This window comes from Stenotrophomonas sp. 96582_Sma, assembly GCF_056480905.1.
Genome location: NZ_CM151122.1, coordinates 1514997 through 1541163, shown reverse-complemented (window position 1 = coordinate 1541163; position 26167 = coordinate 1514997). Strand labels below are relative to the sequence as shown.

The window sequence follows — 26167 nt, the reverse complement described above, 5'->3', positions numbered from 1 at the left end:
CACCCGAAACCGCCGCTATCCGTGCCGAGCCCTCCTTCGTGAGCCACCGCATCATGCCCGTCCTGCCGCAGGCCGCCGTCGATGGCGACCTGGCCGATCCGTTGCCACAGCGGATCCTGCTGGTCGAAAACTCCCGTGCGTTCACCGGCATGCTGCGCGAGGCCATCGAGCAGCGCCTGGAACTGCCGGTGGTGATCGCCTCCACCCTGGCCGAGGCCGATCGCCTGCTGAGCGAGGGTGGCGGCTGGTTCCTGGTGCTGACCGGGTTGGTGCTGGCCGACGGCGACCGCGATGCGGTGGTCGAGTTCTTCCTCAAGCGCGACCTGCCGACCGTGGTGGTCAGCGGCGTGTACGACGAGGACCTGCGCAAGCGCGTGCTGCAGCAGCAGATCATCGACTACGTACTGAAGAACACCCCCGGCAGCATCGACTACCTGGTGTGGCTGGTGCAGCGGCTGGAACGCAACCGCCGCATCGCGGCGCTGGTGGTGGACGATTCGCCGTCCGCGCGCGGCTATGCCGCCGCCCTGCTGCGCATGTACGGCCATGAGGTGCACGAAGCGGCCGATGGCAACGAGGGCCTGGCCGCGATCGAGGCGCATCCGGCGATCCGCCTGGCGGTGGTCGACCAGGAAATGCCCGGCATGCAGGGCGTGGAATTCACCCGCCGCCTGCGCACCCTGCGCTCGCGCGACAAGGTGGCGGTGATCGGTATCTCCGGCAACACCGACGCCTCGCTGATCCCGCGCTTCCTGAAGAACGGTGCCAACGACTTCCTGCGCAAGCCATTCTCGCGCGAGGAATTCTTCTGCCGGGTCTCGCAGAACGTGGACCAGCTGGAATTGATCGGCACCCTGCAGGATCTGGCCACCCGAGACTTCCTTACCGGTCTGCCCAACCGCCGCTGCTTCCTGGAACAGAGCCAGCGCCAGCTGCCACAGCTGCAGCTGCATGGCCAGTGCGTGGCGGTGGCGATGATCGACATCGACCACTTCAAGCACATCAACGACACCCACGGCCACGAGGCCGGCGACGATGCGCTGCGTGCGGTGGCCGGTGCGGTGGCCGCGCATGCACGCAGCCAGGACCTGATCGCACGCTTCGGTGGCGAGGAGTTCTGCCTGCTGGTGCCGGACATGGAACAGGACGAGGCACTGCAGTACTTCGAGGAACTGCGACAGCGCATCGCCGCACTGGAAGTGGACATTGGCACCGCGACGCTTCGCATGACGGTCAGCATCGGCCTGTGCTGCCTGCGCCCGCAGCGTGATGCGCTGCACCGGCTGATCTCCGAGGCCGACCGCCAGCTGTACCTGGCCAAGGCCGGTGGCCGCAACCGGGTCAGCTGCACCACGGTGGCCAGCCCGCTGCGCCCGCGCGAGCCGGCCCTGCCCTGACCGGCCCGCTTTGATCCAGATCAACGCCGCACCCGCGCGGCGGCTCTACAGTCGGCCCCGACATACGCATGAAGGGGAGCCGGGGATGGCACTACTGGTCTGGCAGGACGATCTGAACATCGGCATCGATGTGATCGACCAACAACACCGCCGCATCATCGAAATGCTCAACCACCTGCACGTGGCCCAGGCCAGCATGCAGCGTGCGGCGGTGGGTGAAGTGATCGACGAGGTGGTGGACTACACCATGTCGCACTTCGCGTTCGAAGAAGAGTTGATGGAAGAAGCGGGCTACCCGTTCTGTGCCGCGCACAAGCGCGTGCATGAGGTCTTCATCAAGCGGGTATCGGAATACCGCATGCGCTTCCAGGCCGGCGAGGACATCAGCGACGAACTGCGCACCATGCTCTCACGCTGGCTGTTCAATCACATACGCGGTGATGACCAGGCCTATGCCGAACAGGTCAAGGCGCACCTGAACCAGTTCGCCCGCGAGCACCAAGGGGGCGGTTGGCTGGGGCGTACGCTCAAGCGCTTCTTTGGTTGAGCCTCAGGGCGCGCCGGTGCAGTGCCACCAGCGCGCACAGGGTCGCCACCGCAGTCAGGCACAGGTAGTAACCCACCGCGACCAGGCCGAAGCGTTCGGCCAGCCAGGTGGCCAGGTACGGCGCCGGTGCCGCGCCAAGGATGCCGGCCAGGTTGAATGACAGCGACGCGCCGGTATAGCGCACCTCCACCGGGTAGATCTCGGCCAGGAAGGTGCCGCAGGGGCCGTAGGTCAGGCCCATCAGGAACAGGCCCAGGCACAGGAAGCCAGTGACCAGCCACGGGCTGTGCGGCTGGAACAGCGGCGCGAACAGCACACCGAAACCGACGATCAGTATGCTGGCGACGATCATCGTGCGTCGCGTGCCCCAACGGTCGCCATAGCGCGCCGACAGCGGGATACCCAGCGCGAAGAACAGCATGCCGGCCATCTGCATCAGCAGGAACTGCTCGCGGCTGTAGCCCAGCACCGCGGTGCCATGGCCGAGACTGAACACCGTCATCAGGTAGAACAGCACGAAGGTGGCGAACGCGCCCAGCGTGCCCAGCAGCATCGGTACCGGATGGTCACGCAGCACCGTCCACATCGGCAGCCGCACCGGCGCCTTGCGCTCCAGCGCCTTCTTGAAATCGGGCGTCTCGTGGATGTTCAGGCGCACCCACAGGCCGAGGCCGACCAGCAGTGCGCTGGCCACAAACGGGATACGCCAGCCCCACTGCAGGAAGTCGTCCTGGCTCAGGCAGCGGCCGAGCACCAGGAAAATGCCGGCCGACAGCAGGAAGCCGAGCGGCGCACCCAGCTGCGGGAACATGCCGTACCAGGCGCGCTTGCCCGGCGGTGCGTTCTCGGTGGCCAGCAGCACTGCCCCACCCCACTCGCCGCCCAACCCCAGGCCCTGGCCGAAGCGGCACAGCGCCAACAGCGCGGGGGCCCACAGGCCAATCTGCGCGTGGGTCGGCAGCAAACCGATCAGCACCGTGGACAGGCCCATGGTCAGCAGCGCGGCCACCAGCGTGGCCTTGCGGCCGATACGGTCACCGAAGTGGCCGAACACTGCCGAGCCCACCGGACGCGCGATGAACGCGACCGCGAACGTTGCCAGTGACTGCAGCAGCGCCGCCTGTTCGCTGCTGTCCGGGAAGAACAGGTGCGGGAACACCAGCACCGCGGCCGTGGCGTAGATGTAGAAATCGAAGAACTCGATGGTGGTGCCGATCAGGCTGGCCAGCAGGACTCGACTGGGGGAATTCACGGACGGCGCGGCAGCGGTGATCGTCGACATCGGCAACACGGGTAACGGCGGATCGCCCGATTCTGCCACGGGCCGGTGGCCGCACGGGGCGATGGTTTCAGCCGACACCGATGCCAACGGAATTTTTCGGGCCACCCGCTAGGCTGCGCCACCGGTCCCTGCATGGATGCTTTGCCGATGACTGCAGTCGCGCTGTCGTGGTCCGATTCGCCGAAGCTGCCGCGCATGGCGGCATGGCTGGTGGTGCTGCTGGTGCATGGGTTGATGGCAGTGTGGCTGCTGGGCAGCGGCAGGATCATGCTGCGCAGTAACGACGACGCAAGGATCTCGCTGCGCTGGCTGCCGCCGGAACCGCCGACGCTGGCGCCTCAACAGCCTACCCTGCGCTCCGCACAGGTGACGCGTCCGGCCGCTTCGGCGATGCCACGTCCTGCCCCGGCTGCCCAGACAGATTCCACCCTACCAGCCGCAGAGGAAACGGCCGTTGCGGCGCCGCTGATCCTGGGCCTCCCGGCGGGCAGCATCGACGGTGGCGACGGCATCAGCGCTGCGGGTGTCGCTCCGCGCCTTATTGGTCGCCGCGAGATACACCCGGCATTCGCGCCGCGCCGCAATTACTTCCGGATCCGCCGGCAGATGACGCCGGAGCAGATCGTGCATGGCGTAGCGCAACTGCTGGGTTTGTGGCCACCGGGGTACATTGTCGACCCCTGCGAGCTGGGCAAGCAGGACATGGAGTATTTCCAGAACGCCGTCGAAGAAGCCGACCGCGACATGCTGCGTGCGGCAGTGCTGCAGGTGAGTACCCGCTGCCGGTAGCTCGACAGCTGTCTGCCTTCTGTAGAGTCGAGCCATGCTCGACTGCTCTTCGCGAGAAGCAGCCGAGCATGGCTCGGCTCTACCGAAGAACGAAAAGTAGTCGAGCAAGGCTCGACTCTACAAAGAGCGAACAGCGGTCAAGCAGCCACGTCGTTACAACTGGATCCAGGTGGCCTTGATCTCGCTGTACTTATCGAAGGCGTGCAGCGATTTGTCCCGGCCGTTGCCGGACTGCTTGTAACCACCAAACGGTGCGGTCATGTCGCCGCCATCCCAGCCGTTCACCCATACGCTGCCGGCGCGCAGCTGGCGCGCAACCCGATGCGCGCGGCCCAGATCGCGTGTCCAGAGACCGGCGGCCAGTCCGTAGCGGCTGTCGTTGGCCAGGCGCACCGCTTCGGCCTCGTCGTCAAAGCCAAGCACCGCCAGCACCGGCCCGAACACTTCCTCGCGTGCCAAGGCCTGCTCCGGGCGCACCTGGTCGAACACCGTGGGCTGCACATAGCTGCCACCCGCCTCCACCTCGGCACGATGCCCCCCCAGCAGCAGGCGGGCACCTTCAGCTTCGGCGCGTGCGATATCCCGCATCACCTTGTCCAGATGCGCGGCGTCCACCAGCGCGCCCATCGGCGCGTCGGCGTCCAGCGGATGCTGCGGCTGCATGTGCTGGCCATAAGCAACCACCTGGTGCACGAAATCCTCACGGATCGAGCGCTGCACCAGCAAGCGCGACCCGGCGGTACAGACTTCGCCCTGGTTGAAGAAGATGCCCTGCGCCACGGCCTTGGCCGCCGCGTCCAGATCGGGAGCGTCGGCGAACACCACGTGCGGGCTCTTGCCGCCGCATTCCAGCCAGACCCGCTTGAGGTTGGATCGCCCGGAATACTCAAGCAACTTCGCGCCGGTGGCAGTGGAACCGGTGAACGCCAACACATCCACGTCCATGTGCAGGGCCAGCGGTTCGCCAACGCGCGCGCCATGGCCCGGCAGCACGTTCAGCACGCCCTCCGGCAGGCCCGCCTCGGCGGCCAGCGCCGCCAGCCGCAGCGCACTCAGCGGCGACCGCTCCGAAGGCTTGAGCACCACCGAGTTGCCCATCGCCAGCGCCGGCGCGATCTTCCAACAGGCCATCAGCAACGGGAAATTCCACGGCACGATGGCCGCCACCACGCCCGCGGCTTCGCGGGTGACCAGTCCGAGTTCGTGCGGGCCAGTCGGCGCGATCTCGCCATACAGCTTGTCCACCGCTTCGGCGGTCCAGGTCAGGCACCGCACCACGCCGGGCAGGTCGATACGGCGTGCGTCACGCACCGGCTTGCCCATGTCCAGGGTTTCCAGCAGCGCCAGCTCATCGGCGTGCTTCTCCACCAGCGCGGCCAGCGCCAGCAACACGCGCTTGCGATGCGCCGGGCTCGCCTGCGACCAGTGGCCCGCCTCGAAGCTGCGCCGCGCGGCCAGTACCGCGCGTTCGACATCCTGCGCGTCGCAGTCGGCAACCGCGCCCAGCACGCGACCATCGATCGGGCTGATGCAGTCGAAGCGGGCGCCGCTGGCGGCATCGACATAACGGCCATCGATGAAGGCCTGGCCCGGCATCGAGAGCTGAAGGGACAGCGCCTGCCAGTGGCTGCGGTCGGGGAAATCGGCCATGGGAAGCTCCAGCGGTCAACGAGCTTTGGTTATACCGGGACCGCCGCGACTCCACCGTGACGCGGCTGCGCTACATTCGTCGCATCGGACCCGATGGAGCTGGCATGAAGCGTCCCGAAAGCGACCTGCACGACCTGGCCACCCAGCGTCCCGAGTCACTGGACGCGTACTGGATGCCGTTCACCGCCAACCGCCAGTACAAGGCCGCGCCGCGCCTGCTGGTACGCGCCGAAGGCATGCACTACGAGGACGTCGACGGCCGCCAGATCCTCGACGGCACTGCCGGCCTGTGGTGCTGCAACGCCGGCCACGCCCGCCCACGCATCGTCGACGCCATCGTCGAGCAGGCACGTACCCTCGACTACTCGCCGGCCTTCCAGATGGGCTCGCCGCCGGCCTTCGCGCTGGCGCAGCGGCTGGCCGCACTGGCGCCTGCCCCGCTCAACCATGTGTTCTTCACCAGCTCCGGCTCCGAGGCGGTGGATACCGCGATGAAGATCGCGCTGGCCTATCACCGCCAACGTGGCGAGGGCCAGCGCACCCGCTTCATCAGCCGCGAGAAGGCTTACCACGGGGTCGGTTTCGGCGGCATGGCGCTGGGTGGGCTGCCCAACAACCGCAGGGCGTTCGGCCTGCAGCTGGGCGGCGTGGACTACCTGCGGCATACCCTGGACCTGCCGCGCAATGCGTTCAGCAAGGGCCTGCCACGCCAGGGCGCGGAGCTGGCCGACGACCTGGAACGGCTGATCGCGCTGCACGATGCCTCGACCATCGCGGCGGTGTTCGTCGAGCCCATTGCCGGTTCGGCCGGGGTGATCCTGCCCGCGCCCGGCTACCTCCAGCGCCTGCGCGAGCTGTGCGACCACCACGGCATCCTGCTGGTGTTCGACGAGGTCATCACCGGTTTCGGCCGGGTCGGCATGCCCTTCGCCGCGCAGCGCTTCGGGGTCACCCCGGACCTGCTGACCTTCGCCAAGGCGGTCAGCAACGGCGCGGTACCGCTGGGTGGCGTGCTGGCCAGCGACGCCGTGCATGCAACCCTGATGCAGGCACCGCCGCAGGCCATCGAGCTGTTCCATGGCTATACCCATTCCGGCCATCCGCTGGCCTGCGCCGCAGCGCTGGCCACGCTGGAGGTCTATGCCGAGGAGCGCCTGTTCGAGCGTGCCATCGAACTGGGCGAATATTGGCAGGAACGGCTGCACGCGCTGCAGGGCCTGCCCAACGTGATCGACATCCGCAACTTCGGGCTGGTCGGCGCGGTCGAGCTGGCGCCGCGCCGCGATGCCCCCGGCAGCCGTGGCTACGAGGTGTTCCGGCGCTGCTTCCAGGACGGCCGGCTGCTGGTGCGCTGTACCGGCGACATCATCGCGCTGTCGCCACCTCTGATCGTGGACAAGGCACAGATCGACCAGATCACCGGCACCCTGGGCGAGATGATCCGGGCCACCGCCTGAGCCCGGGCCGGCGGTGGCGAGCGGGTACAATGGGCGGTTCCGCTCCTGCTCGCTGCCGTGCCCATGGATATCGTCGTCAAAGAAGAACTCAAGGCCTACATCGACCCGCTGACCGCGGACGAACATGACGCGCTGGAGCGCAGCATCCTGGCCGAAGGCTGCCGCGATGCGCTGGTGCTGTGGGGTGATGTGCTGGTCGATGGCCACAACCGTTTCGGCATCTGCCAGAAGCATGGCCTGCCCTTCAATACCGTGCAGAACACCCGCTTCCAGAGCATGGAAGACGTGCACCTGTGGATGATCGAGCAGCACCTGGGCCGCCGCAGCGTGTCCGACTTCCAGCGCGGCGTGCTGGCGCTGCGCAAGCGCGACATCCTGGCCGCCCGCAAGCAGATCGAGCAGGCGCAGCTGCAGCGCGAGAGCGACGGCACCGCCGAAGCCATCGAGGACGCGGGTGAGGACAGCCCGCCGTGGGAACCGGCACCGAAGATCAGCCGCGCCGAGCTGGCCCGCGAGGCCAAGCTGAGCACCAGCCAGGTCGGCATGATCGAACGCATCCACGCCCAGGCCGCGGCCGAGGTGGTGGAAGCGGTGAAGGCCGGCGTGATCTCGATCAGCGCTGCTGCTGCCGTGGCCGACCTGCCGGAAGACGAGCAGCGCGCCGCTGCCGCCGGTGGCAAGGATAAGCTGAAGCAGGCCGCCAAGCGCGTGCGCGAGTCCAAGCGCAAGCCGCGTGCACCGAAGCCGGAAGCAGCCGAGATGGACTTCGAGGAAGCGGACGAAGAGCAGATCGCCAGCCGCGACGCCGAGGTGCTGTCGGCACTGGAGCAGCTGGGCGAGGATGCCCCGGCGCTGCGCCGCCGCGTGGTCGCGCTGACCCGCGAGAACGACACCCTGCGCGCGCAGCTGGCTGCGTTGCGCAAGCAGCTCGAAGCGCTCTGAACCAACGGGTAGTGCCGGCCGCTGGCCGGCAACCCCATGGACGTTCCGGGTGCGTTGCGGATGCCGGCCAGCGGCCGGCACTACCAGATGCTCATGCCCTGCCGGTTAGACTTCCGGCATGACGTCTGCCAACGATCCGCGCCGCGCACAGCTGCGGCGCCTGAAAGCCCTCGCGCTGGGCCTGCTGCTGTTGATGCTCGCCGGTTTCGCGGTCAGCCACTGGCAGGGCGAGCGCGGCATCTGGGCCTGGGTCTCGGCCTTCTGCGAAGCAGCGGCCGTCGGCGCACTGGCCGACTGGTTCGCGGTCGTCGCGCTGTTCCGGCGGCCGATGGGCCTGCCGATCCCGCATACGGCAATCATCCCACGCAGCAAGGAACGCATCGGCGACAGCCTGGCGCTGTTCGTGCGCGACCAGTTCCTGGAGCCGGGTGTGCTGCTGGCCAAGCTGCAGGTGTTCGATCCGGCCAGCCGCCTCGGCAGTTGGCTGGCCGATCCGGCGCGCTCACGGATGCTGGCCGACATGGCCCGCGGCTGGGCCTTGCAGGCACTGGACTTCTTCGACGAAACCGCGGTGCGCCGGCAGCTGCACGCCTTCGTGGTGCAGCAACTGCGGCAGTGGAATGCCGCCGCCACCGCCGGTGAGCTGCTGGCCCTGCTGACCGCCGATGGGCGCCACCAGCGCGTGCTGGACGAGGGCCTGCAGCGCTTGGGGCGCTGGCTGGAGCAGCCGGAAGTGAAGGAGCGCGCCTCGCAGCTGATCGTGCGTTACATCCAGCGCGAGTGGCCGACGCTGTCGAGCACGGTGAACTGGGTCAAGCCGATCGACGAGATCGGCGATAGCCTGGCCGAGCGACTGGCGCGGGCGGTGCTGGAAGAACTGCAGCAGGTGCTGGCCGAGCCGCAGCATCCGCTGCGCCAGGACTACGAGAGCTGGCTGCAGAACTACGTGCAGCGCCTGCGCGAGGACCCGGCCCTGGCCGAGCGCATCGAACAGCTCAAACAGGAAATGATCGACCACCCTGCCCTGCAGGAGTACGTGCAGGGGCTGTGGGCGCGCATCCATGCCAGCCTGCGTGCCGACCTGCAGCGTGAGGATTCTGCGCTGGTCGGCCACCTGCATCGCAGCCTCGCGTCACTGGGCAGCAGCCTGCAGGCCGACCCGGCCCTGCGCGACGCGCTGAACCAGCATCTGCTGGAGGGCGCCCAGCGCCTCACCGGCCGCCTGCGCGAAGGCGTGACCGCGCACATCGCGCAGACCGTGAAGAGCTGGGACGAACGGCATCTGGTCGAACAGCTGGAACTGAGCGTGGGCCGCGACCTGCAGTTCATCCGCTTCAACGGCACCCTGGTGGGCGGCCTGATCGGCCTGCTGCTGCACGCCGCGACGGTGGTGTTCAGGTTCTAGGACCCCATCCGGCAGTCGATCCACGCCCTGCGTGGAGACGGAATTCGTCACGCTTGATTAACGAAATGCGAATGCCTATCATTTGCCGATCGGTTGTACGCTTAGCCAAGCGGGGCACGGAAGCACGCACCTACCCGCCCCTTCGCCCGTGTACATCCCCCGACTAACGGGTCGCCCGCACCAAGCGGGTGGCGCACCGTCGATGGGACTCGCTGGGCGACGTGCGCGAAGCGCATGGCTGCTGCGTCTGCGCATTCCATCGCCTGTTTCGTTCTGCATGGAATCGCACCGATGGCAATGCCGCTGAACCACCCTCATCCCACTCTGCTGGCCCTGGCCGTGACCGCACTGATGATCGCCCCGCTGGCCCACGCCGACGGCACTGCCGATCCTTCCGCGCGCACGCTGGATACGGTCCAGGTCACCGCTGACGGCGATATCGTCGACAGCTATACGGTCAAGCGTGCCAGCACGGCCACCAAGCTCGGCCTGTCGCTGCGCCAGACGCCGCAGTCGATGACCGTGGTCACCCGCCAGCGCCTGGATGACATGGGCTTGTTCTCGCTGTCCGATGTGATGGGTCAGGTCACCGGCGTGGCGGTATCGGTTACCGACAGTGAGCGCATCAACTACGTCTCGCGCGGCTACAACATCACCAATTTCCAGGTCGATGGGATGCTCAACACCTTCGGTGGGTACATCAAGACCAACACCGACAGCGTGATCTATGACCGCATCGAAGTGGTGCGCGGCGCAACCGGCCTGACCACCGGTGCCGGCGATCCCTCGGGCACCATCAACTTCGTGCGCAAGCGTCCTACCGACAGCTTCCAGATGAGCGCCAACCTGACCCTCGGGCGTTGGGGCAACCAGCGCCTGGAGGCCGACCTCGGTGGCCCGGTTGCGCTCGACGGCCGCATCCGCGCGCGCGTGGTGGCGGCCAAACAACAGAGTGACTCGTTCCGCGATGTCTACAAACTGGACAAGGACGTGTTCTACGGCATCGTCCAGGCCGACATCACCGACACGACCCTGCTCGAGGCCGGCTACGAATACCAGTCGCCGCGCACCACAGGCGTGACCTGGGGCGTGGTGCCGTACTGGGGGTCCGATGGCCAGCCCGCCAACCTGCCGCGCTCGACCAACCTGTCCGCCCGCTGGAGCAGTTGGCCGATCATCGAAAAGAGCGCATTCGCACGCCTTGAGCAGCAGTTGGGCAACGGCTGGACCGCCAAGGCCGCCTATACCCGCTCCAAGCGCGAAACCGACGGTGCGGTGTGGTACGGGGCCTCCGGCTACCCGAATGCCGATGGCAGCGGCATCAGCGCCTTCGTCGGCAGCTTCGGCGAGAACGGCGACATGCAGGTGTTCGACTTCAACGTTGGCGGTCCGTTCCGGCTGTTCGGCCGGGAACACGAGCTGGTGCTCGGTTTCGGCCAATCCGTGCGCAAGGGTGAAGTGCCTGCCACCGACACTGCTGCCTACCCGGACAGCTACACCCGTGTACCGGATTGGCATCGCTGGAACGGCGACGTCGCGCCGCTGCAGGTCACCCGCCTGGGCTATCTGGCTTCTGAAGACGAACTGCGCCAGCGCGCGGCCTATCTGGCGACGCGCCTGCAGCTGGCCGATCCGTTGACCGCGGTGCTCGGCGCGCGCTACGGCAGCTGGGAAACGCGCACCTGGAACTACACCCATGACGCCGCCGGTCGCCTGACCGATACGCGTCGCGGCGGCTACAAGCCGGACGACTCGCTCACTCCGTATGCCGGCTTCATCTACGACTTCAACCGCTACTTCAGCGGCTACGTCAGCTACACCGACATCTTCCAGCCGCAGAACTACCGTGACCGGGACAACAACTACCTCGAACCGGTGGTCGGTGACATGTGGGAGGCCGGCGTCAAGGCCGAGTTCTTCGACGGTCTGCTGAATGCTTCCGCGGCCGTGTTCAAGGGCCAGAAGGACAACGTTGCCGAGCTCGACGACTCGGTGCCGGAAAACTCGCTGCCGGGTGGGGTCAGTGCCTACCGCTCCACCGGCAAGGGCAACAAGGTCAAGGGCTGGGAGATCGAAGCACAAGGCAGCCTTGGTGAGAACTGGAACCTGGCGGCCGGCTTCACCCACACCGTCAGCCGCAATGCGCAGGGCGTGCGCCAGAACACCGTCGTCCCGGTCGATCTGTTCCGCCTCAACGCCAGCTGGCGACCGGGCGGTGCTGAAGGCCGCTTCTGGCTGGGCGGTGGCGCCACCTGGCAGAGCGGAATCTGGAGCCTGAGCAACAAGCCGCGTGCGGATTTCCTGACCAGCGGCAAGCGCGACCGCGTGGCAATCGAACAGGGCGACATCTACCTGCTCAACCTGTCGGCGGGCTATCGCTTCAACGAGAACTTCACCGCGCAGGTAAACGTGAACAACCTGCTGGACAAGAAGTATTACAACCGCGTCGGTTTCTATGACGGCGTGTTCTGGGGCGAACCGCGCAATGTGACGATGACACTGCGCTGGAAGCTCTGACCCTCGATGGATGGCACCGGTTCTGCGACCGGTGCCCGGCCACGGATGGCCAACCCCGGCGCGCTGCGGTGCGCCGGTTCCTTTTCACTGAAACCTGCAGGAACGCCGTGGACCGCTCGCCCGCAACCGCCAGCCCCCGCACCTTCTTCTCCAACCCGCGCTGGGGCGTGCTGTCACGCTCGCTGGCGGCGATCTTCGGCGGCTACACGCTGGCTTCTGTGACCAGCGTATTCTGCGCGGTGGCGCTGCCCGGCGCACGTGGCCAGACCGTGCTGACCGGCATGCTGCTGGCCATTCTGGTGGCCGCCTGCGCGGCGCTGTGGGCGTTCGCCACCCGCAGTGCGCTGCGTGCGTGGGTCGGCATCCTCGCCCCCACCCTGCTGATGGCAGTCATCGCGCGCATGCTGGGGGCCTGGGCATGAAGAACGGATTCCGCCAGTCGATGGCCTGGCTGCACACCTGGACCGGCCTGCTGGTCGGCTGGCTGCTGTTGCTGATTTTCATGGCCGGCACGGCCAGCTACTACCGCGAGGAAATCAGCCGCTGGATGCGCCCGGAACTGCCCTCCAGCAACGTCAGCATCGATGTGGCCGCGCAGCGTGCCGTGGACTACCTGCAGGCCGACGCCGCGCAGGCCGAGAACTGGTTCGTCACCCTGCCACAACCGCGCAACCCCGCCATGCAGATGTTCTGGCGGCTGCCGCCGGAGCTGGCCGACCCCAGCCGTGGCCGTCGAGGGGGCTTCGGCGACGCAACACTGGACCCGAACACCGGGCAGGCACTGGAGGCCCGCGAGACCCGCGGCGGTGATTTCTTCTACCGCCTGCATTTCGACCTGCACTACATCCCGGTGCTGTGGGCGCGCTATCTGGTCGGCTTCTGCGCGATGTTCATGCTGGTGGCAATCATCACCGGCGTCATCACCCACAAGAAAATCTTCAAGGACTTCTTCACCTTCCGCAAGGACAAGGGCCTGCGTTCCTGGCTCGATTTCCACAACGTCAGCGCGGTGATGGCCCTGCCCTACCACGCGATGATCACTTACACCGGCATCGTCACCCTGATGATCATGTACCTGCCGTGGGGCGTGAAGGTGGCTTACCCTCAGGACGAGGACAAGTTCTTCAGCGAAGCATTCGGCGGCATGCCGGAGGTGACCGCGCCGGCCGAAGGCCGCGCCACGCCGCTGCCGATCGCGCAGCTGCTGGACAGCGCGCGAGCGCATTGGCACGGCGTGGAAGTGGCCGGCTTCACCGTGTCCAACCCGGGCGCGGCCAATGCAGTGATCGACATCCGCCAGCGTGACGGCAAGCGCCTGTCCACCGACACCCCGGCCGTGCGCTACGACATGGTCAACGGCACGCTGCTGGAAGAAACACCGCCTTCCGGTGGCGCCACCGCCACCCGCGGCGTGCTGTACGGCCTGCACCTGGCGCGCTTCGCCGACTGGGGCCTGCGTGCACTGTTCTTCCTGTCCGGACTGGTCGGCTGCCTGATGGTGGCCAGCGGCGTGGTGCTGTGGGCGGTGAAGGAACGGCCCAAGCACGCCAAGAGTGGCCGCACAGGCTTCGGCCTGCGCCTGGTCGATGCGTTGAACATCGGTACCGTGGCCGGCCTGCCGATCGCCTTTGCAGCGTACTTCTGGGGCAACCGCCTGCTGCCGCTGGACATCGCCGAGCGCTCCAGCGCCGAGGCCAACGTGTTCTTCTACGCCTGGGGCGCGGCACTGCTGGCCGCCTTCATCTGGCCGAAGCGGATGATGTGGGCCTGGCAGCTGTACCTGGGCGCAGCCGCGTTCGCGCTGGTGCCGGTGGTCAATGCGCTGACCACGCATGCGCATCTGGGCAACACCCTGCGCAACGGGGACTGGGTGCTGGCTGGCTTTGATCTGTCGATGATCGCGTTCGGCGCGATGCTGGCGCTGTGCGGCTGGCGCATGCAGCGCTGGACACCACCGCTGAGCGCGGCCGAGAAGAAGAAGCGTGCAGCGGCGGCGGCGGCGCCCAAGGCCCCGGTGGACGCTGCAGAAACCGCCGAAGCGGAGGCCAGCGCATGATGCTGCTCGCGTTGACCCTGTCGTTCTCTGCGTTCACCGCGCTGTCGCTGGCGATGGAGAAGCACCAGCACGACCTGCACGGCAAGGCTGCAGCCACCCCGGCACGGCGCACGCAGTGGCGGGTGCTGGGTTGGGCCCTGCTGACGATAGCGTTCGCACTGTGCGTGGTCGACCACGGCTGGGCGATGGGCCCGGTGCTGTGGCTGGGCGTGATGACCGTGGGCGGCGTGGTGCTGTCGTTCGGGTTGTACCCGTACCGGCCGAAATGGATCGCGCCGCTGGCGATCGCGCTGCCCGTGGCCGGGCTGCTGGTGGCGTTGCTGTAACCGCCATCCACGCATGGCGTGGATCTACTGAACAGCCCTCCACGCATGGCGTGGATGTACCGGCCAGAGATGGGGAGTGCCGGCCGCTGGCCGGCATCCCATGAACCCTCTGCGGATCTGACACCGTTGCCGGCCAGCGGCCGGCATTACCGGACTTACCCCAACCGCTTCAGTTCCCACGCGCGGTGGATGCGCGCGTTGCGCTCGAAATCCGGGCCGATGGTGCGTGCGGTGATCTCGCGGCACTGGGCAAATTCGGCGATGGCGTTCTCTTCCAGCTTGAAGCGGCGGAAGTTGTTGGAGAAGTACAGCACGCCGCCCGGTGCCAGCCGCGCAACCGCCGCGCGCAGCAGCTTCAACTGCTCGCGCTGCACGTCGAAGTCATCGGCGCGTGCGGAGTTGGAGAACGTCGGCGGATCGCAGAAGATCACGTCGTACTGGCCACGGTCGCCTTCCAACCACGCCATCGCATCGGCCTGCACCAGCAGGTGCTGGTTGCCGCCCTGCCCGTTCAACGCCAGGTTGTCGTAGCACCACTGCAGGTAAGTCGCCGAAAGATCGACGCTGGTGGTGCTGGCCGCACCGGCCACGGCGGCCTGCACGCTGGCCACGCCGGTGTAGCAGAACAGGTTGAGGAAACGCTTGCCACGCGCCTGCTCGGCCATCATCCGGCGCAGCGGGCGGTGGTCGAGGAACAGGCCGGTGTCCAGGTAGTCGAACAGATTCACCTGCAGCAGCGCGTTGTTCTCGCGCACCACGATGAACTCGTCACGCTGCTCGAAACGGCCGTACTTGCTGCCGCCCTTGCCGCGCTCGCGCGACTTCATCGACACCTGTTCCGGCGGCACGCCGAATACTTCCCGTGCAGCGGCCAGCAGTTCGTTGCGGCGACGGCGCACGTCGTTCTCCGGAATCGCCGCCGGTGCCGCGTACTCCTGCACATGCAGGAAGGTACGGCGCTTGCCACCGTCTTCCTCGTAGACATCGATGGCCGCCGCGTACTCCGGGAGATCGGCATCGTAGGCGCGGAAGCAGGTGATATCCTCGCGGGCACGCCAGCTCTTGAACTTCTTCAGGTTCTTGCGCAGGCGGTTGGCCACCATCTGCGCACCTTCGCTCAGCTCGCGCGGCTGCGCCGGGTCACGGCCCGGCACGGCGATCGGGTCGCAGACGATCAGCGCGCATTCCAGCGCACCGTTGAACATCTGGTACTTCTTGCCCGCACGCAGGCCGGTGGCAAAGGCCAGTTCGTCGTTGCCGCACAGCAGGCTGGCGCGCCACTGCGGCACCGCCTTCTGCAGGGCATTGCCCAGTGCGCGGTACAGCGCCGGGTCGGCGGCCAGGCGTTCGTCATACGGCGGGTTGCAGACCACCGCACCGATCTCCTGCTCCGGCGCGGCCAGGTCGGCCACATCGGCGCGGGTGAAGCGGATCGCGTGGGCGACACCGGCCACCTCGGCATTCTCGCGTGCCGCCTGGATCGCGGTCGGGTCGATGTCGCTGCCGTGGATGACCGGCTTCAGCGCGGCCAGGCCAGCGGCCTCGCGATCGCGTGCTTCGCTCTGGATGGTCTTCCAGGCCGCCTTGTCGAAGCCCAGCCAGCGGCTCGGCGGCAGGCTGCCGTGGCGCATCAGGCCGGGAGCAACGTCGGCGGCCATCAGCGCGCCTTCAATCAGCAGCGTGCCACTGCCGCACATCGGGTCCAGCAGGCCGCCACCGGCGGCGTGCAGCCGCGGCCACTGCGCGCGCAGCAGCAGCGCGGCGGCCAGATTTTCCTTCAGCGGTGCCTCGTGAGCGGCGCCGCGCCAGCCACGGCGATGCAACGGGCCGCCGCCGAGGTCGATCGACAGCGAGGCACGGCCTTTGCGCAGTGACAGGTTGACCCGCACATCCGGCAGGTCGGTGTTGACCGACGGGCGCTCCAGGCCTTCATCACGCATGCGGTCGACGATGGCGTCCTTGATCCGCTGCGCGGCAAAGCGGGCATGGGTGATCTTGTCGCCCGACACGTGCGCGTCCACCGCCAGGGTCATCTCCGGCTTGAGGTGCTCGTGCCACGGCAGCGCACGCACGCCGTCATACAGGGCCTGCTCGTCCGGGCACTCGAATTCGTCGATCGGCCACAGCACGCGACTGGCCAGGCGTGACCACATCACGATCCGCAGCGCCTGCTCCAGTTCGCCCTCGGCGTTGACGCCGGCAATGGTGGCAGTGGCCTTGCCAAGGCCCAGGGCCGACAGTTCATCGGCAAGCAGGTATTCCAGGCCCTTGGCGCAGGAGACGAAGAATTTCACAGGATCGGTTCGCAGGTGGTCGGGCGCGGCACTGGGGCCGGGCCAGTCGGAAAGGAGGGCCGTAGGCACGGCCGGCAAGCCCGCGCCGGGGGCGGCGGGGCTGCCATTGTAGTCAATGCGGGCGGGCGCGCCGTGCGCCCGGGCTTCACAGTTGCCGCAGCAGGCGCTCGAAGGCCTGCGCGGAGGCCTCCACGTGGTGCTCCAGGCGGTGGCCGTCGTCGACCAGCAGCAGCTGCGCGGAGCGCGCCTGGGCCCAGGCGATCACTCCAGCGGCCGGCACCACGTCGTCATGCCAGGCCTGGACCACGGTGGTCGGCACGGCGGCGGCGTCCAGCGCCGGCATCGGGCCCATCGTGGTCGGCGGCACCATCAGGAACAGGCCGGCGACCGGGACCTGCAACGAGGCGATGGCGGAGATGTAGGCGCCCAGGCTGGAACCGGCCAGCACCACCGGACCCTGCCGGGCGGCGATGGCGGTGCGTTCAACCAGGCGGCGCAGGCGGGTCGGCACGTCACCTACGCGGCTGACCTCGCTCATCGCGTCCAGGTCTGTATAGTCCGGGCGCTCATGAGTCCAGCCCAGGCGCTGCGCCACGTCGGCCAGCGCGGTGACCTTGGTCGCCTCCGGGCCGCTCTCGAAGCCATGGGACAGGATGCAGTGGCCGCGGCTCATGCGCGTGCTCCGTGGGCGCGGGCCAACGAGGAAAGGGAAGGCAGGTTCATGCCGCAATGCTAGCATCGCCAGATGCCCAACCCGCTCCTGCCCGGCCTGCAACTGCAGCCCCTGCCCTACGAAGACCGTCTGCCACTGCGCGACCCGGCCACGCTGGAGATGGTGGTGATCCACTGCACCGAGCTGCCCGACCTGGCGATGGCCCGCGAGTACGGTGAGCGTGTGCTGTACGACAGCGGTGCCGGCAACAGCGGCCACTTCTACATCGACCGCGATGGCAGCGTGGTGCAGTACGTGGCGCCGGAGCGCGTGGCGCATCACGTGCGCGGCATGAACGCGTATACGCTGGGCATCGAGCTGGTCAACACCGGGCGCTACCCGCACTGGTTCGACAGCCGCCAACAGGCGATGGACGAGCCCTACACCGAGGCACAGCTGCAGGCGCTGGAAGGCCTGCTGCAGGCGCTGGTGGCGCACTATCCGTCGCTGCGGCGGATTGCCGGGCATGACCAGCTGGACCTGGACCAGGTGCCGGCCAGCGACGATGCGACGCTGACGGTGGCACGCAAGCGTGATCCGGGGCCGTTGTTCCCGTGGGCGCGGATCCTGGCGAAGGTGCCGTTGCAGCCGGTTGGGTGAGGGTTTGCAGGGCTGCGCCCTGCACCTGCAGAAGCCTAAGCCAGAGCAACAGCAGAACCTGACTTCCTGAGGGGAGGCGAGGTGGGTCCGGTTGCGGGGGGCGCTGCAAGTCCCCCCTCCGGGGCCCGGCCCAGCCGCTGGCGGCTGGGCGTTCGGGCGCTTGCGAAGCAGTGCTTCGCAAACAGAGCGCCCTCACCCATGTAAGCTCGGTCGCGCCATCCATGGCGCTCACGCCCCCGCAACCGGACCCACCCCGCCTTCGACAGATTCCCGCTGCTGTTGGTGGGTGCCGACCGTTGGTCGGCACGGGATCGAATCGATCGGAGGGTGCCTTTGTAGAGTCGAGCCACGCTCGACTGCTCTTTGCGTGCGAATCGGGCACGAGGGGGGTCAGAGCCGTTTTCCGTTGGAAAACGGATCCGCCCCCGCGCGCCTCAGGCGCCGGTCGCCACCGGGCGGCTGCTGTCGCTGACCCAGCCGCTCCAGGAATCGGCGTAGATGCGTGCGCCGGACAGACCGGCCGCTTCCATCGCCAGCAACAGGTGGCAGGCGGTCACGCCGGAGCCGCACATCAGCACCACTTGCTGCGGATCACGGTTGCCGATCACGCCCTGCAGTTCGGCGCGCAGTTCCTGTGCATCACGCAGGCGGCCGTCGGCGACGTTCAACGCAAACGGACGGTTGACCGCGCCCGGCACGTGGCCGGCGACCGGGTCCAGCGGCTCCACTTCGCCGCGGAAGCGCTCGCCTGCGCGTGCGTCGACCAACCAGCCCGGCGCGTGCTTCAGGCGTGCGCTGATTTCCTCGGCATTGGCGATCTGAGTGGTGTCGAAACGGCCTGGGTAAGCCGGCAGCGCGGTCACCTCATCCTGCCCCGTCGCCAAGGGATGCCCTGCGCCCTGCCATGCGGCGATACCACCATCAAGCACGGCCACCTTGCTGTGCCCGATCAGGCGCAGCAGCCACCACAGGCGCGAGGCGGCCATGCTGCCATCGCTGCCGTCGTAGACCACCACCTGGGTGTCGGGACCGATGCCCCACTGGCCGAGCTTCGCGGCGAAGGCATCGCTGTCCGGCAGCGGGTGACGGCCGTGGCCGCTGCGGGTCAGATCCGACAGGTCCCGATTGAGGTCGGCATACACCGCGCCCGGAACATGCCCCGCCAGATACTGGCCGTTACCCGCCTGCGGATCGGCCAGCGAGGAACGTGCATCGACCACGCGTACGGCGGTACTGGCGGTGGCACGTGCGTCGACCACACGCACACCTTCGCCCAACACTGCGGCCAGGGTGGTGACATCGACCAGGGTGGTCCACGGCGGATCGATCGGCTTCATTGCACTTGCTCCAGTCGGCGACGCAGGTTGTAGAGAATGGCGGCGGTTGCGCCCCATATACGCTGGCCGGGCCAGCCGTACTCGAGGACGTGGCGGATGCGGCCGCGGTGATTGATTTCGACCTGGCGCAGATTGTCTGCGGCCATCAGGTAGGCCAGCGGCACTTCGAACACTTCGGCCACTTCGCTGGGCTGCGGCACCGGCACGAAGTCCGGATCGACCACGGCCACCACCGGCGTGACCCGGTAGCCGGTGATCGTCACGAAGGGATCGAGATAGCCCAGCGCCTGCACCTGGCCGGGCGCCAATGCGATTTCCTCCTGGCTCTCGCGCAGTGCAGCGGCCAACGCATCGCGGTCATCGGGTTCGGTGCGGCCACCGGGGAAGCCGACCTGGCCACCATGCTGGCGCAGGGTTTCGGTGCGACGGGTGAGGATGACCTGTGCGCCGTTGGCGCGTGGCACGATGCCGGCCAGTACGGCAGCTTCCACGGGTGGCCCCGGCGGCAGCAGGTCACTCAGTTCGCTGCGGTTCCAGCCGTCGCCGGCCGGCGGCTCGGCCAGTGGATGCAGCGCGCGCATCAGGCGCTCGTGATCAGCCAGCGAGCCGCGCAGTGATTGCTGCAGCTGTTCACGCAGAGGTTGCACGCGATGCAGGATGCGGCTGCGTTCCTCGTTGCTCATCGACGACCACCGCGCGATCTCATCGATATGCCGCCCGCAGCCGGTGCATTGCCGGTGCGGATCCAGCGTGCACACTCCGATGCAGGGACTTGCGACAACACGCGCCGTTTTTTCCATTGTTTGCACCCGACAACAGTAGCGCGATCGGGCTGAATTTGCGCGGGGTCAATATGCAGTGCACGGCAGCGTCGCGCTCCGCGCAAACAAAAACGCGCCGGTGGGATCACCGGCGCGTTTCGTTTACCGCTTCGATTTACTTGACGCTGACCAGCTTGATCTCGAACTGCACAGCCACGTTCGGCGGGAACGGGGTGCGCGGGTCGGCACCGTAGGCCTGGTCCGGCGGCAGGGTGACTTCCCACTTCGAGCCAGCCGGCATCTGCAGCAGGGTCTCGCGCATGGCCTTCATTTCGACTTCGCTGACCTTGATCGACGGAATCTGCTGGGCCGGGCGGGCTTCAGTCGGGCGCTGGCCGTACGGGAACGGACCGGCCACTTCCAGCTGCACGGTGCTGGCCTGGGTCGGCTTGGCGCCCTTGCCGGCTTCAATCACGCGGTACTGGACGCCGCTCGGCAGGGACTGCACGCCGGCCTTGGCCTTGTTCGCCGCGATGAACTGATCGCTCTTGGTCTTGTTTTCGGCAGCAGCCTTTTCGTACTCGGCCTTGGCAGCCTGGGCACGGCCCTGCTCGCGCTTCTGGAACGCTTCAACGGCCGGCTTCAGCTGGTCGGCGGTGATCGCCGGCTGCTTCTTGGCGTAGGCGTCCTGCAGACCCTTCACCACCGAGTTGATGTCCAGCTGCTCACCACGACCGGTCAGCTCCGCCAGGTTGTTGCCGTAGTCGTAACCGAAGTAGTAGCTCAGCTTGCCCTTTTCGGACGAGACGTCCTGGGCGAAGGCATTGCCCGTCAGGGCCAGGGCCGCGACGGCGACCGCGATAGAACGCAACTTCATCAAACAGTTCTCCAGGGGTGGTAACTCAGGGACGTTCTGCGCCGCCCTGAGGCGACGGGTTAGGATAACGGGCACAACGTGTAACCGCTACTCACGACGCAGGCTAAGACCCGTCTGCGTTGGCGGAGTTCAATCTCACTTTTTTTTAACGTTTCAGGAGTTTCCCCGTGGCCGATGCCCTGATCGCTGTCGCCGACGACGGCGCCATCCGCACCGTGACCGTCCAGCGCCCGGACAAGCTCAACGCCTTGAATGCCGCGACCCTGCAGGCGCTGACCGAGGCGTTCAGCGCCGCCGCCGCCGCCCCGGACGTGCGCGTGGTGGTGCTGACCGGTGCCGGTCCGAAGGCTTTCGTGGCCGGGGCCGACATCGCCGAGATGAACACACTCAGTGCGGTTCAGGGACGTGATTTCTCCCTGCTCGGCCAGGCCCTGATGCGCCAGATCGAGCGCATGCCCAAGCCGGTGATCGCACGCGTGAACGGCTTCGCCCTGGGCGGCGGGCTGGAGCTGGCCATGGCCTGCCACCTGCGCATCGCTGCCGATACGGCCAAGGTCGGGCAGCCGGAGATCAATCTCGGCCTGATTCCCGGCTTCGGCGGCAGCCAGCGCCTGCTGCGCCTGTGCGGCCGCGCCGCCACCCTGGAGCTGTGCCTGCTGGGTGCACCGATCAACGCCGCGCGTGCGCTGGAACTGGGCATCGTCAACGAGGTGGTGCCCGCCGATGCGCTGGACAACCGTGTACAGGACATCGCGCGCCAGCTGGCACGCTCGGCCCCGCTGGCCCTGCGTGGCCTGCTCGACGCGGTACACGTGGGTGGCGAATGCAGCCTGGAGGCTGGGCTGGAGTACGAAAGCGCGCAGTTCGGCCTGCTGTTCGCCACCGAAGACATGCGCGAAGGCACCAGCGCCTTCCTGCAGCGCCGCCCGCCGGCCTTCCAGAACCGCTGACGCCATGGCATCCCGACCCAACCCCGCGCAGCTGTTCGCCCGGGTCCAGGCAGACGATCTCGATGGCGCCCTGCAGGCCGGTCTCATGGACTACGTTGCCCGTGCCGGCGACGAACAGCTGCTGCCCGGCCACCCGGACCTTCCACGACGCCTGCAGCAGGCCCAGCAGCAGCTGCACGCGGCCTGGGCCGCACGCGAACGCTACCGTGCCCGTGCCGTGCGCCTGGCGCGCCGCGAGGCCGAACGCGATGCGCGACGCACGCCAGCCCCGGCGCCGGACGTGAAGCCCGCCCTGCCCCCGGCGGCCGCCGCGATTCTCGCCCGGGCCAAGGCCCGCGCCACCGGCAAGGAGCAGTAATGGCCGCTGCGAATGCGAAGAAGACCCCGCGCGCGCCGGCGCGACGCGGTGGCAGCATGCCGCGCGCCGATGTGGTGGAAATGTTCACCCGCCTGCGCGAACTCAATCCGCACCCGAAGACCGAACTGGAGTACAGCTCGCCGTTCGAACTGCTGGTGGCGGTCGCGCTGTCGGCGCAGGCCACCGACGTGGGCGTCAACAAGGCCACGCGCCGCCTGTTCCCGGTGGCCAATACCCCGGCAAAGATCCTCGCGCTTGGCGAGGACGGGCTGAAGCAGTACATCGCCACCATCGGTCTGTTCAACGCCAAGGCGAAGAACGTGATCGCCACCTGCGCGATCCTGCTGGAGAAGCACGGCGGTGAAGTGCCGCGCGATCGCGATGAACTGGAAGCGCTGCCGGGCGTGGGCCGCAAGACCGCCAACGTGGTGCTCAACACTGCGTTCGGTGAGCCGGTGATGGCGGTGGACACGCATATCTTCCGCGTCTCCAACCGTACCGGCCTGGCCCCGGGCAAGAACGTGCGCGAAGTGGAAGACAAACTGGTGAAGGTGATTCCGGCCGAGTTCCTGCTCGACGCGCATCACTGGCTGATCCTGCACGGACGTTATGTGTGCAAGGCGCGCAAGCCGGATTGCCCGGGCTGCGTGATCGCCGACCTGTGCCGGTTCAAGGAAAAGACCCCGGCCGAGGCGTGACCGCGTTCGTGGTGTGGCAAAACAAAGACGGCGGGCGCAGGGCCCGCCGTCTTTGCTTGTAGACAAGAGTGCTTCAGGACATCAGAACGACAGGTCGCCCCAGACGCCGAACTCCTTGGTCTTGTCGTTCTTCTTGTCGCTGGCGTTGGCCAGGTGCGTGTACTTGTACACGGTCGACAGCTTGAGGTTCTTCATGACCGGGAACTCGACGCCGACGTTCCAGTACTTGTCGCTCAGGGTCGGGTCCAGCGTCTTGCTGACGTCGGTGTCATCGTAACGACCAAACACGTTGATGCCGCCGTCGGTGACGCGCACGCTGCCCCACACCGACCAGCCGCTGGTCTTGTCGGTGGCAACGGTCATCACGTTGTTGAGGTTCTTGGCCTGGAAGTACTCGCCACCGACGCGGAAGTCGCTGCTGGCGTAGGCCACCATCGCATTGGCGCGGGTATAGGTGTTCTCGGCGCTCTGGATGTCGGTTTCCTTGCCCAGCTTGCCGCTGTAGCCACCGACGGCAACCACGAAGTTCTCGTTCGGGGTATAGGCCGCGCGACCTTCCACGTCCATGCCCTTGCTGCGGGTCGGGTTCTTGTAACCGGCGCCGGACACAACCGAGACCGCGTAGTTGAAGTTGTTGCCCAGGTTGCCGAAGCCATGCAGGCCCCAGTCGGACGAGTTGCCGTACTTCAGGCGGTCGGTCAGGGTGTTCTCGACATAACGCATGCCGTAGAACTTCTCGACGTACGGGATCCACGGCATGTCGGCGGCACCGACGCGCAGGTTGAAGGCCGGGTCGAAGCTACCCTGCACGTAGGCCTTCTTGACGAACAGCTCGGTGTTGCCGATGGCCGAGCTGTACTGGAAGTCGGTGGTCAGGTTGGCCGACCAGATGTCGTTGAACTTGTGGTCGACGGTCAGGTAGAAGCGCTTGACGTCCAGACCGGTGCCGCTGGCGGCGGTGTCCTTGCCGTTGCTGGTCTTGTCGATGTTGGTCAGGTCGAAGAACATGCGACCGCCGATCTTGTTGTCATTGACCAGCTTGGCCAGCTTGTCGACGCTGGTCTGGGTCTTCTGTGCACCTTCCAGGGCCTGGGCCTGGGTGATGTTCACTTCGGACTGTGCGTCAGATTGTGCCTGCAGCGCCTGCGAATCGTTCTGCAACTGCTGGACCTGGGCCTGCAGGGCAGCGATCTGCGCCTGCAGCTGCTGCAGCTGTGCCTGGGATACGCCCGTGCTGGCGGGAGCTGCGAAGGCGTCGGCGGAAACCAGACCGAGGCTTGCAACGACCGCGGCGGCGAGCAAATGGGAACGCATTTTGGATTTCTCCAGAGGGTTGGAATGGCTTGGGCAGAACGCCACGCCGGCTGGCCGGTCAAGCGTTTTGCGAACATTCCGTTAAAACCATGACAGCCGAATGACAACCTGAGCACCAACCACAGATTTCTTCGTGCGGTCATGCGTACGACTCATTTGCCGCCACATGCTTGTCGATCCCTTGCGGCATATGGCGTCACGTATCAGCGTCCCGGCCCGGGCCGACCGCCGCGCAGCGCTCACCTGCATTGATGGTTTCGTGTGGATGACGCGGCATCACTGCGGAATGCCAGGCCGGGATGGCATTGACGACCACACCGGGCAGTCCATCAGCGACATATAGAACGTGATCGCAACCGGGCCACGTCCGTCTCCGGCGCATGGTCATCACGTTGCCCGCAGCACTCAGAACCTTCACGCCCCTGGCTGTGCGGGCGCCCGGTAGCGCTGTAACGGTTGCGTCATACAACGGTCCCTGCGCTGTCATCGAACCGTTATGGAATGTGCGCCGGGCGGGTAACCCCGCATCCCATCAACCCAGGAGCCACCCCGTGATCCACGCCTTCAAGTCGCGCGTTGCCGTTGCCGTCTTCGCAGCGTCGTCCGTGTTCGCCGCCAACGCCGCTGAAATCACCGGCGCGGGCGCCTCGTTCATCTACCCGGTGATGTCGAAGTGGTCGGCCGACTACAACGCCGCCACCAGCAACAAGGTCAACTACCAGTCGATCGGTTCCGGCGGTGGTATCGCCCAGATCAAGGCCAAGACCGTTGATTTCGGCTCCTCCGATGCTCCGCTGAAGCCGGAAGAACTGGCCGCTTCGGGCCTGGCGCAGTTCCCGTCGGTGATCGGCGGCGTGGTGCCGGTCGTCAACGTGGCCGGCATCGCCCCGGGCGCACTGAAGCTGGACGGCACCGTGCTGGCCAACATCTTCCTGGGCAAGATCAAGACCTGGAACGACCCGGCCATCGCCGCACTGAACCCGGGCGTGACCCTGCCGAGCGCCAAGATCACCGTCGTGCACCGTTCGGATGGTTCGGGCACCACCTTCAACTTCGTCAACTACCTGTCCAAGGTCAGCCCGGAGTGGAAGAGCTCGGTCGGTGAAGGCACCTCGGTCCAGTGGCCGGCCGGCATCGGTGGCAAGGGCAACGAAGGCGTTGCCGCTTACGTGAAGCAGATCAAGGGCGGCATCGGCTACGTCGAACTGTCCTACGCGCTGCAGAACAAGCTGTCGTACACCGCGATGAAGAATGCCGCCGGCCGCTTCGTGCAGCCGAGCGACGCGTCGTTCGCCGCCGCTGCTGCCAGCGCCGACTGGGCCAGCGCCAAGGACTTCTACCTGGTGATGACCAACGCCCCGGGCGCCGAGTCCTGGCCGATCACCGCCACCAACTTCATCCTGGTGCACAAGAAGCCGAAGAACCCTGCCAACGGCAAGGCCACCCAGGAGTTCTTCCGCTGGGTCTACAAGAGCGGCGATGCCCAGGCCCGCCAGCTGGACTACGTGCCGCTGCCGGACAGCCTGGTCCGCCAGATCGAGACCTACTGGTCGCAGAACCTGAAGTAAGCAAGCGCGTTCCCCCGCAGGAACGGGATCGGCGGGTCCTCTCTCCCCCACCGATCCCACCCCGGGCGCGAGATCCTCGAGATCTCGCGCTCTTCTTGTTTTTGGGGGTTGGACGTGAAGAGCGCTGCGCTTCCAATCTACTGGCCGGAGCCGACGCAGGGCCCAGCCCGGGACACGCCGTAAACCCGTCCATGGGGGCTCGATCGCGCCATCCATGGCGCGAACGGTCCCGGGCTAGGCCCTGCGCCGACTCTGGACAGTTCATCGGGGGCGCGGTGGGGTCATGAAAGGCAGGAGCAAAGGCAAGAGCGTTTGTAGAGCCCCGGCCGT

The 26167-nt window shown here is 67.1% G+C and carries 23 protein-coding genes; 15 read left to right on the top strand and 8 right to left on the bottom strand.

The genetic code is table 11. From position 1 onward, the window contains the following. The first annotated feature begins 53 nt into the window (after positions 1–53). Both ACZK2R_RS07120 and ACZK2R_RS07115 read left to right on the top strand, forming a co-directional pair. Positions 54–1397, top strand: coding sequence for a diguanylate cyclase (locus tag ACZK2R_RS07120; protein WP_032127881.1), 1344 nt, complete (start codon positions 54–56; stop codon positions 1395–1397). 85 nt (positions 1398–1482) lie between these two features. After that, positions 1483–1944, top strand: coding sequence for a bacteriohemerythrin (locus ACZK2R_RS07115; protein WP_004151683.1), 462 nt, complete (start codon positions 1483–1485; stop codon positions 1942–1944). Here ACZK2R_RS07115 and ACZK2R_RS07110 read toward each other — a convergent pair. Beyond that, a complete protein-coding gene (locus ACZK2R_RS07110) occupies positions 1925–3226 on the bottom strand; it encodes an MFS transporter (RefSeq protein ID WP_219630841.1) in 1302 nt (433 codons plus the stop codon). The genes ACZK2R_RS07115 and ACZK2R_RS07110 overlap by 20 nt on opposite strands. 147 nt (positions 3227–3373) lie before the next feature. On the opposite strand from ACZK2R_RS07110, the gene ACZK2R_RS07105 reads away from it, so the two are divergent. Continuing rightward, on the top strand, positions 3374–4015 hold the full coding sequence (locus ACZK2R_RS07105; RefSeq protein WP_125893489.1) for a hypothetical protein: 642 nt from the start codon (positions 3374–3376) through the stop codon (positions 4013–4015). A 153-nt stretch (positions 4016–4168) separates the two neighbouring features. Here ACZK2R_RS07105 and ACZK2R_RS07100 read toward each other — a convergent pair whose 3' ends face one another. Beyond that, positions 4169–5665, bottom strand: coding sequence for an aldehyde dehydrogenase (locus tag ACZK2R_RS07100; RefSeq protein ID WP_180837455.1), 1497 nt, complete (start codon positions 5663–5665; stop codon positions 4169–4171). A gap of 104 nt (positions 5666–5769) precedes the next feature. Here ACZK2R_RS07100 and aptA point away from each other — a divergent pair, with 104 nt between their 5' ends. The 7 genes from aptA (at position 5770) to ACZK2R_RS07065 (ending at position 14368) form a co-directional block, all read left to right on the top strand. Continuing rightward, positions 5770–7122, top strand: a complete 1353-nt coding sequence (aptA, locus tag ACZK2R_RS07095) for an omega-aminotransferase AptA (protein WP_253143307.1) — start codon at positions 5770–5772, stop codon at positions 7120–7122. Positions 7123–7185: 63 nt separating this feature from the next. Further along, on the top strand, positions 7186–8064 hold the full coding sequence (locus tag ACZK2R_RS07090; protein WP_180837453.1) for a plasmid replication/partition related protein: 879 nt from the start codon (positions 7186–7188) through the stop codon (positions 8062–8064). 118 nt (positions 8065–8182) lie between these two features. Then, positions 8183–9469, top strand: coding sequence for a DUF445 domain-containing protein (locus ACZK2R_RS07085; protein ID WP_180838447.1), 1287 nt, complete (start codon positions 8183–8185; stop codon positions 9467–9469). A gap of 291 nt (positions 9470–9760) precedes the next feature. Further along, positions 9761–11986, top strand: a complete 2226-nt coding sequence (locus ACZK2R_RS07080; protein ID WP_180838446.1) for a TonB-dependent siderophore receptor — start codon at positions 9761–9763, stop codon at positions 11984–11986. A 107-nt stretch (positions 11987–12093) separates the two neighbouring features. Then, positions 12094–12408 carry a DUF3649 domain-containing protein gene (locus ACZK2R_RS07075; protein ID WP_125893479.1) on the top strand — a complete coding sequence of 105 codons (315 nt, stop codon included), beginning with the start codon at positions 12094–12096 and terminating at the stop codon, positions 12406–12408. Beyond that, complete coding sequence (locus tag ACZK2R_RS07070) at positions 12405–14042, top strand: PepSY-associated TM helix domain-containing protein (RefSeq protein ID WP_180838445.1); 1638 nt, start codon at positions 12405–12407, stop codon at positions 14040–14042. Before ACZK2R_RS07075 ends, ACZK2R_RS07070 begins: the two co-directional genes overlap by 4 nt. After that, complete coding sequence (locus ACZK2R_RS07065) at positions 14039–14368, top strand: DUF3325 domain-containing protein (protein WP_032127891.1); 330 nt, start codon at positions 14039–14041, stop codon at positions 14366–14368. Before ACZK2R_RS07070 ends, ACZK2R_RS07065 begins: the two co-directional genes overlap by 4 nt. 155 nt (positions 14369–14523) lie before the next feature. Here the strand turns inward: ACZK2R_RS07065 and rlmKL are convergent, their stop codons facing one another. Further along, a complete protein-coding gene (gene rlmKL / locus ACZK2R_RS07060) occupies positions 14524–16662 on the bottom strand; it encodes a bifunctional 23S rRNA (guanine(2069)-N(7))-methyltransferase RlmK/23S rRNA (guanine(2445)-N(2))-methyltransferase RlmL (RefSeq protein WP_180838444.1) in 2139 nt (712 codons plus the stop codon). A gap of 145 nt (positions 16663–16807) precedes the next feature. Beyond that, positions 16808–17335, bottom strand: a complete 528-nt coding sequence (locus ACZK2R_RS07055) for an alpha/beta hydrolase (RefSeq protein ID WP_014036558.1) — start codon at positions 17333–17335, stop codon at positions 16808–16810. Between the two features lie 72 nt (positions 17336–17407). On the opposite strand from ACZK2R_RS07055, the gene ACZK2R_RS07050 reads away from it, so the two are divergent. Further along, positions 17408–17974 carry an N-acetylmuramoyl-L-alanine amidase gene (locus ACZK2R_RS07050; protein ID WP_180838443.1) on the top strand — a complete coding sequence of 189 codons (567 nt, stop codon included), beginning with the start codon at positions 17408–17410 and terminating at the stop codon, positions 17972–17974. Between the two features lie 434 nt (positions 17975–18408). Here ACZK2R_RS07050 and ACZK2R_RS07045 read toward each other — a convergent pair whose 3' ends face one another. The 3 genes from ACZK2R_RS07045 to ACZK2R_RS07035 all read right to left on the bottom strand — a co-directional run bounded on the left by ACZK2R_RS07045 (position 18409) and on the right by ACZK2R_RS07035 (position 20949). After that, positions 18409–19311, bottom strand: a complete 903-nt coding sequence (locus ACZK2R_RS07045; protein WP_125893471.1) for a sulfurtransferase — start codon at positions 19309–19311, stop codon at positions 18409–18411. Continuing rightward, the gene (locus ACZK2R_RS07040) at positions 19308–20111 is read right to left on the bottom strand and encodes a CoA pyrophosphatase (RefSeq protein WP_125893469.1); all 804 of its coding nucleotides are present in this window, start codon (positions 20109–20111) and stop codon (positions 19308–19310) included. Before ACZK2R_RS07040 ends, ACZK2R_RS07045 begins: the two co-directional genes overlap by 4 nt. 136 nt (positions 20112–20247) lie before the next feature. After that, entirely contained in the window at positions 20248–20949 is a 702-nt protein-coding gene (locus ACZK2R_RS07035) for an FKBP-type peptidyl-prolyl cis-trans isomerase N-terminal domain-containing protein (RefSeq protein ID WP_032127896.1), read from the bottom strand. Positions 20950–21116: 167 nt separating this feature from the next. Here ACZK2R_RS07035 and ACZK2R_RS07030 point away from each other — a divergent pair, with 167 nt between their 5' ends. From ACZK2R_RS07030 to nth, 3 genes are read left to right on the top strand one after another with little or no spacing between them, the layout of a single operon-like run. Next, positions 21117–21899, top strand: coding sequence for an enoyl-CoA hydratase-related protein (locus ACZK2R_RS07030; RefSeq protein WP_180838442.1), 783 nt, complete (start codon positions 21117–21119; stop codon positions 21897–21899). A gap of 4 nt (positions 21900–21903) precedes the next feature. Further along, positions 21904–22257: a hypothetical protein gene (locus ACZK2R_RS07025; RefSeq protein ID WP_049399879.1), complete on the top strand. Its 354-nt coding sequence runs from the start codon at positions 21904–21906 to the stop codon at positions 22255–22257. Further along, positions 22257–22955, top strand: a complete 699-nt coding sequence (gene nth / locus ACZK2R_RS07020; protein WP_258015816.1) for an endonuclease III — start codon at positions 22257–22259, stop codon at positions 22953–22955. Before ACZK2R_RS07025 ends, nth begins: the two co-directional genes overlap by 1 nt. A gap of 81 nt (positions 22956–23036) precedes the next feature. Here nth and ACZK2R_RS07015 read toward each other — a convergent pair whose 3' ends face one another. After that, positions 23037–24269 (bottom strand): porin, encoded by a 1233-nt coding sequence (locus ACZK2R_RS07015; protein WP_032127900.1) that lies wholly within the window; start codon positions 24267–24269, stop codon positions 23037–23039. 551 nt (positions 24270–24820) lie between these two features. On the opposite strand from ACZK2R_RS07015, the gene pstS reads away from it, so the two are divergent. Continuing rightward, positions 24821–25837 (top strand): phosphate ABC transporter substrate-binding protein PstS, encoded by a 1017-nt coding sequence (gene pstS / locus ACZK2R_RS07010; RefSeq protein WP_180838441.1) that lies wholly within the window; start codon positions 24821–24823, stop codon positions 25835–25837. The last annotated feature ends 330 nt before the right edge of the window (positions 25838–26167 follow it).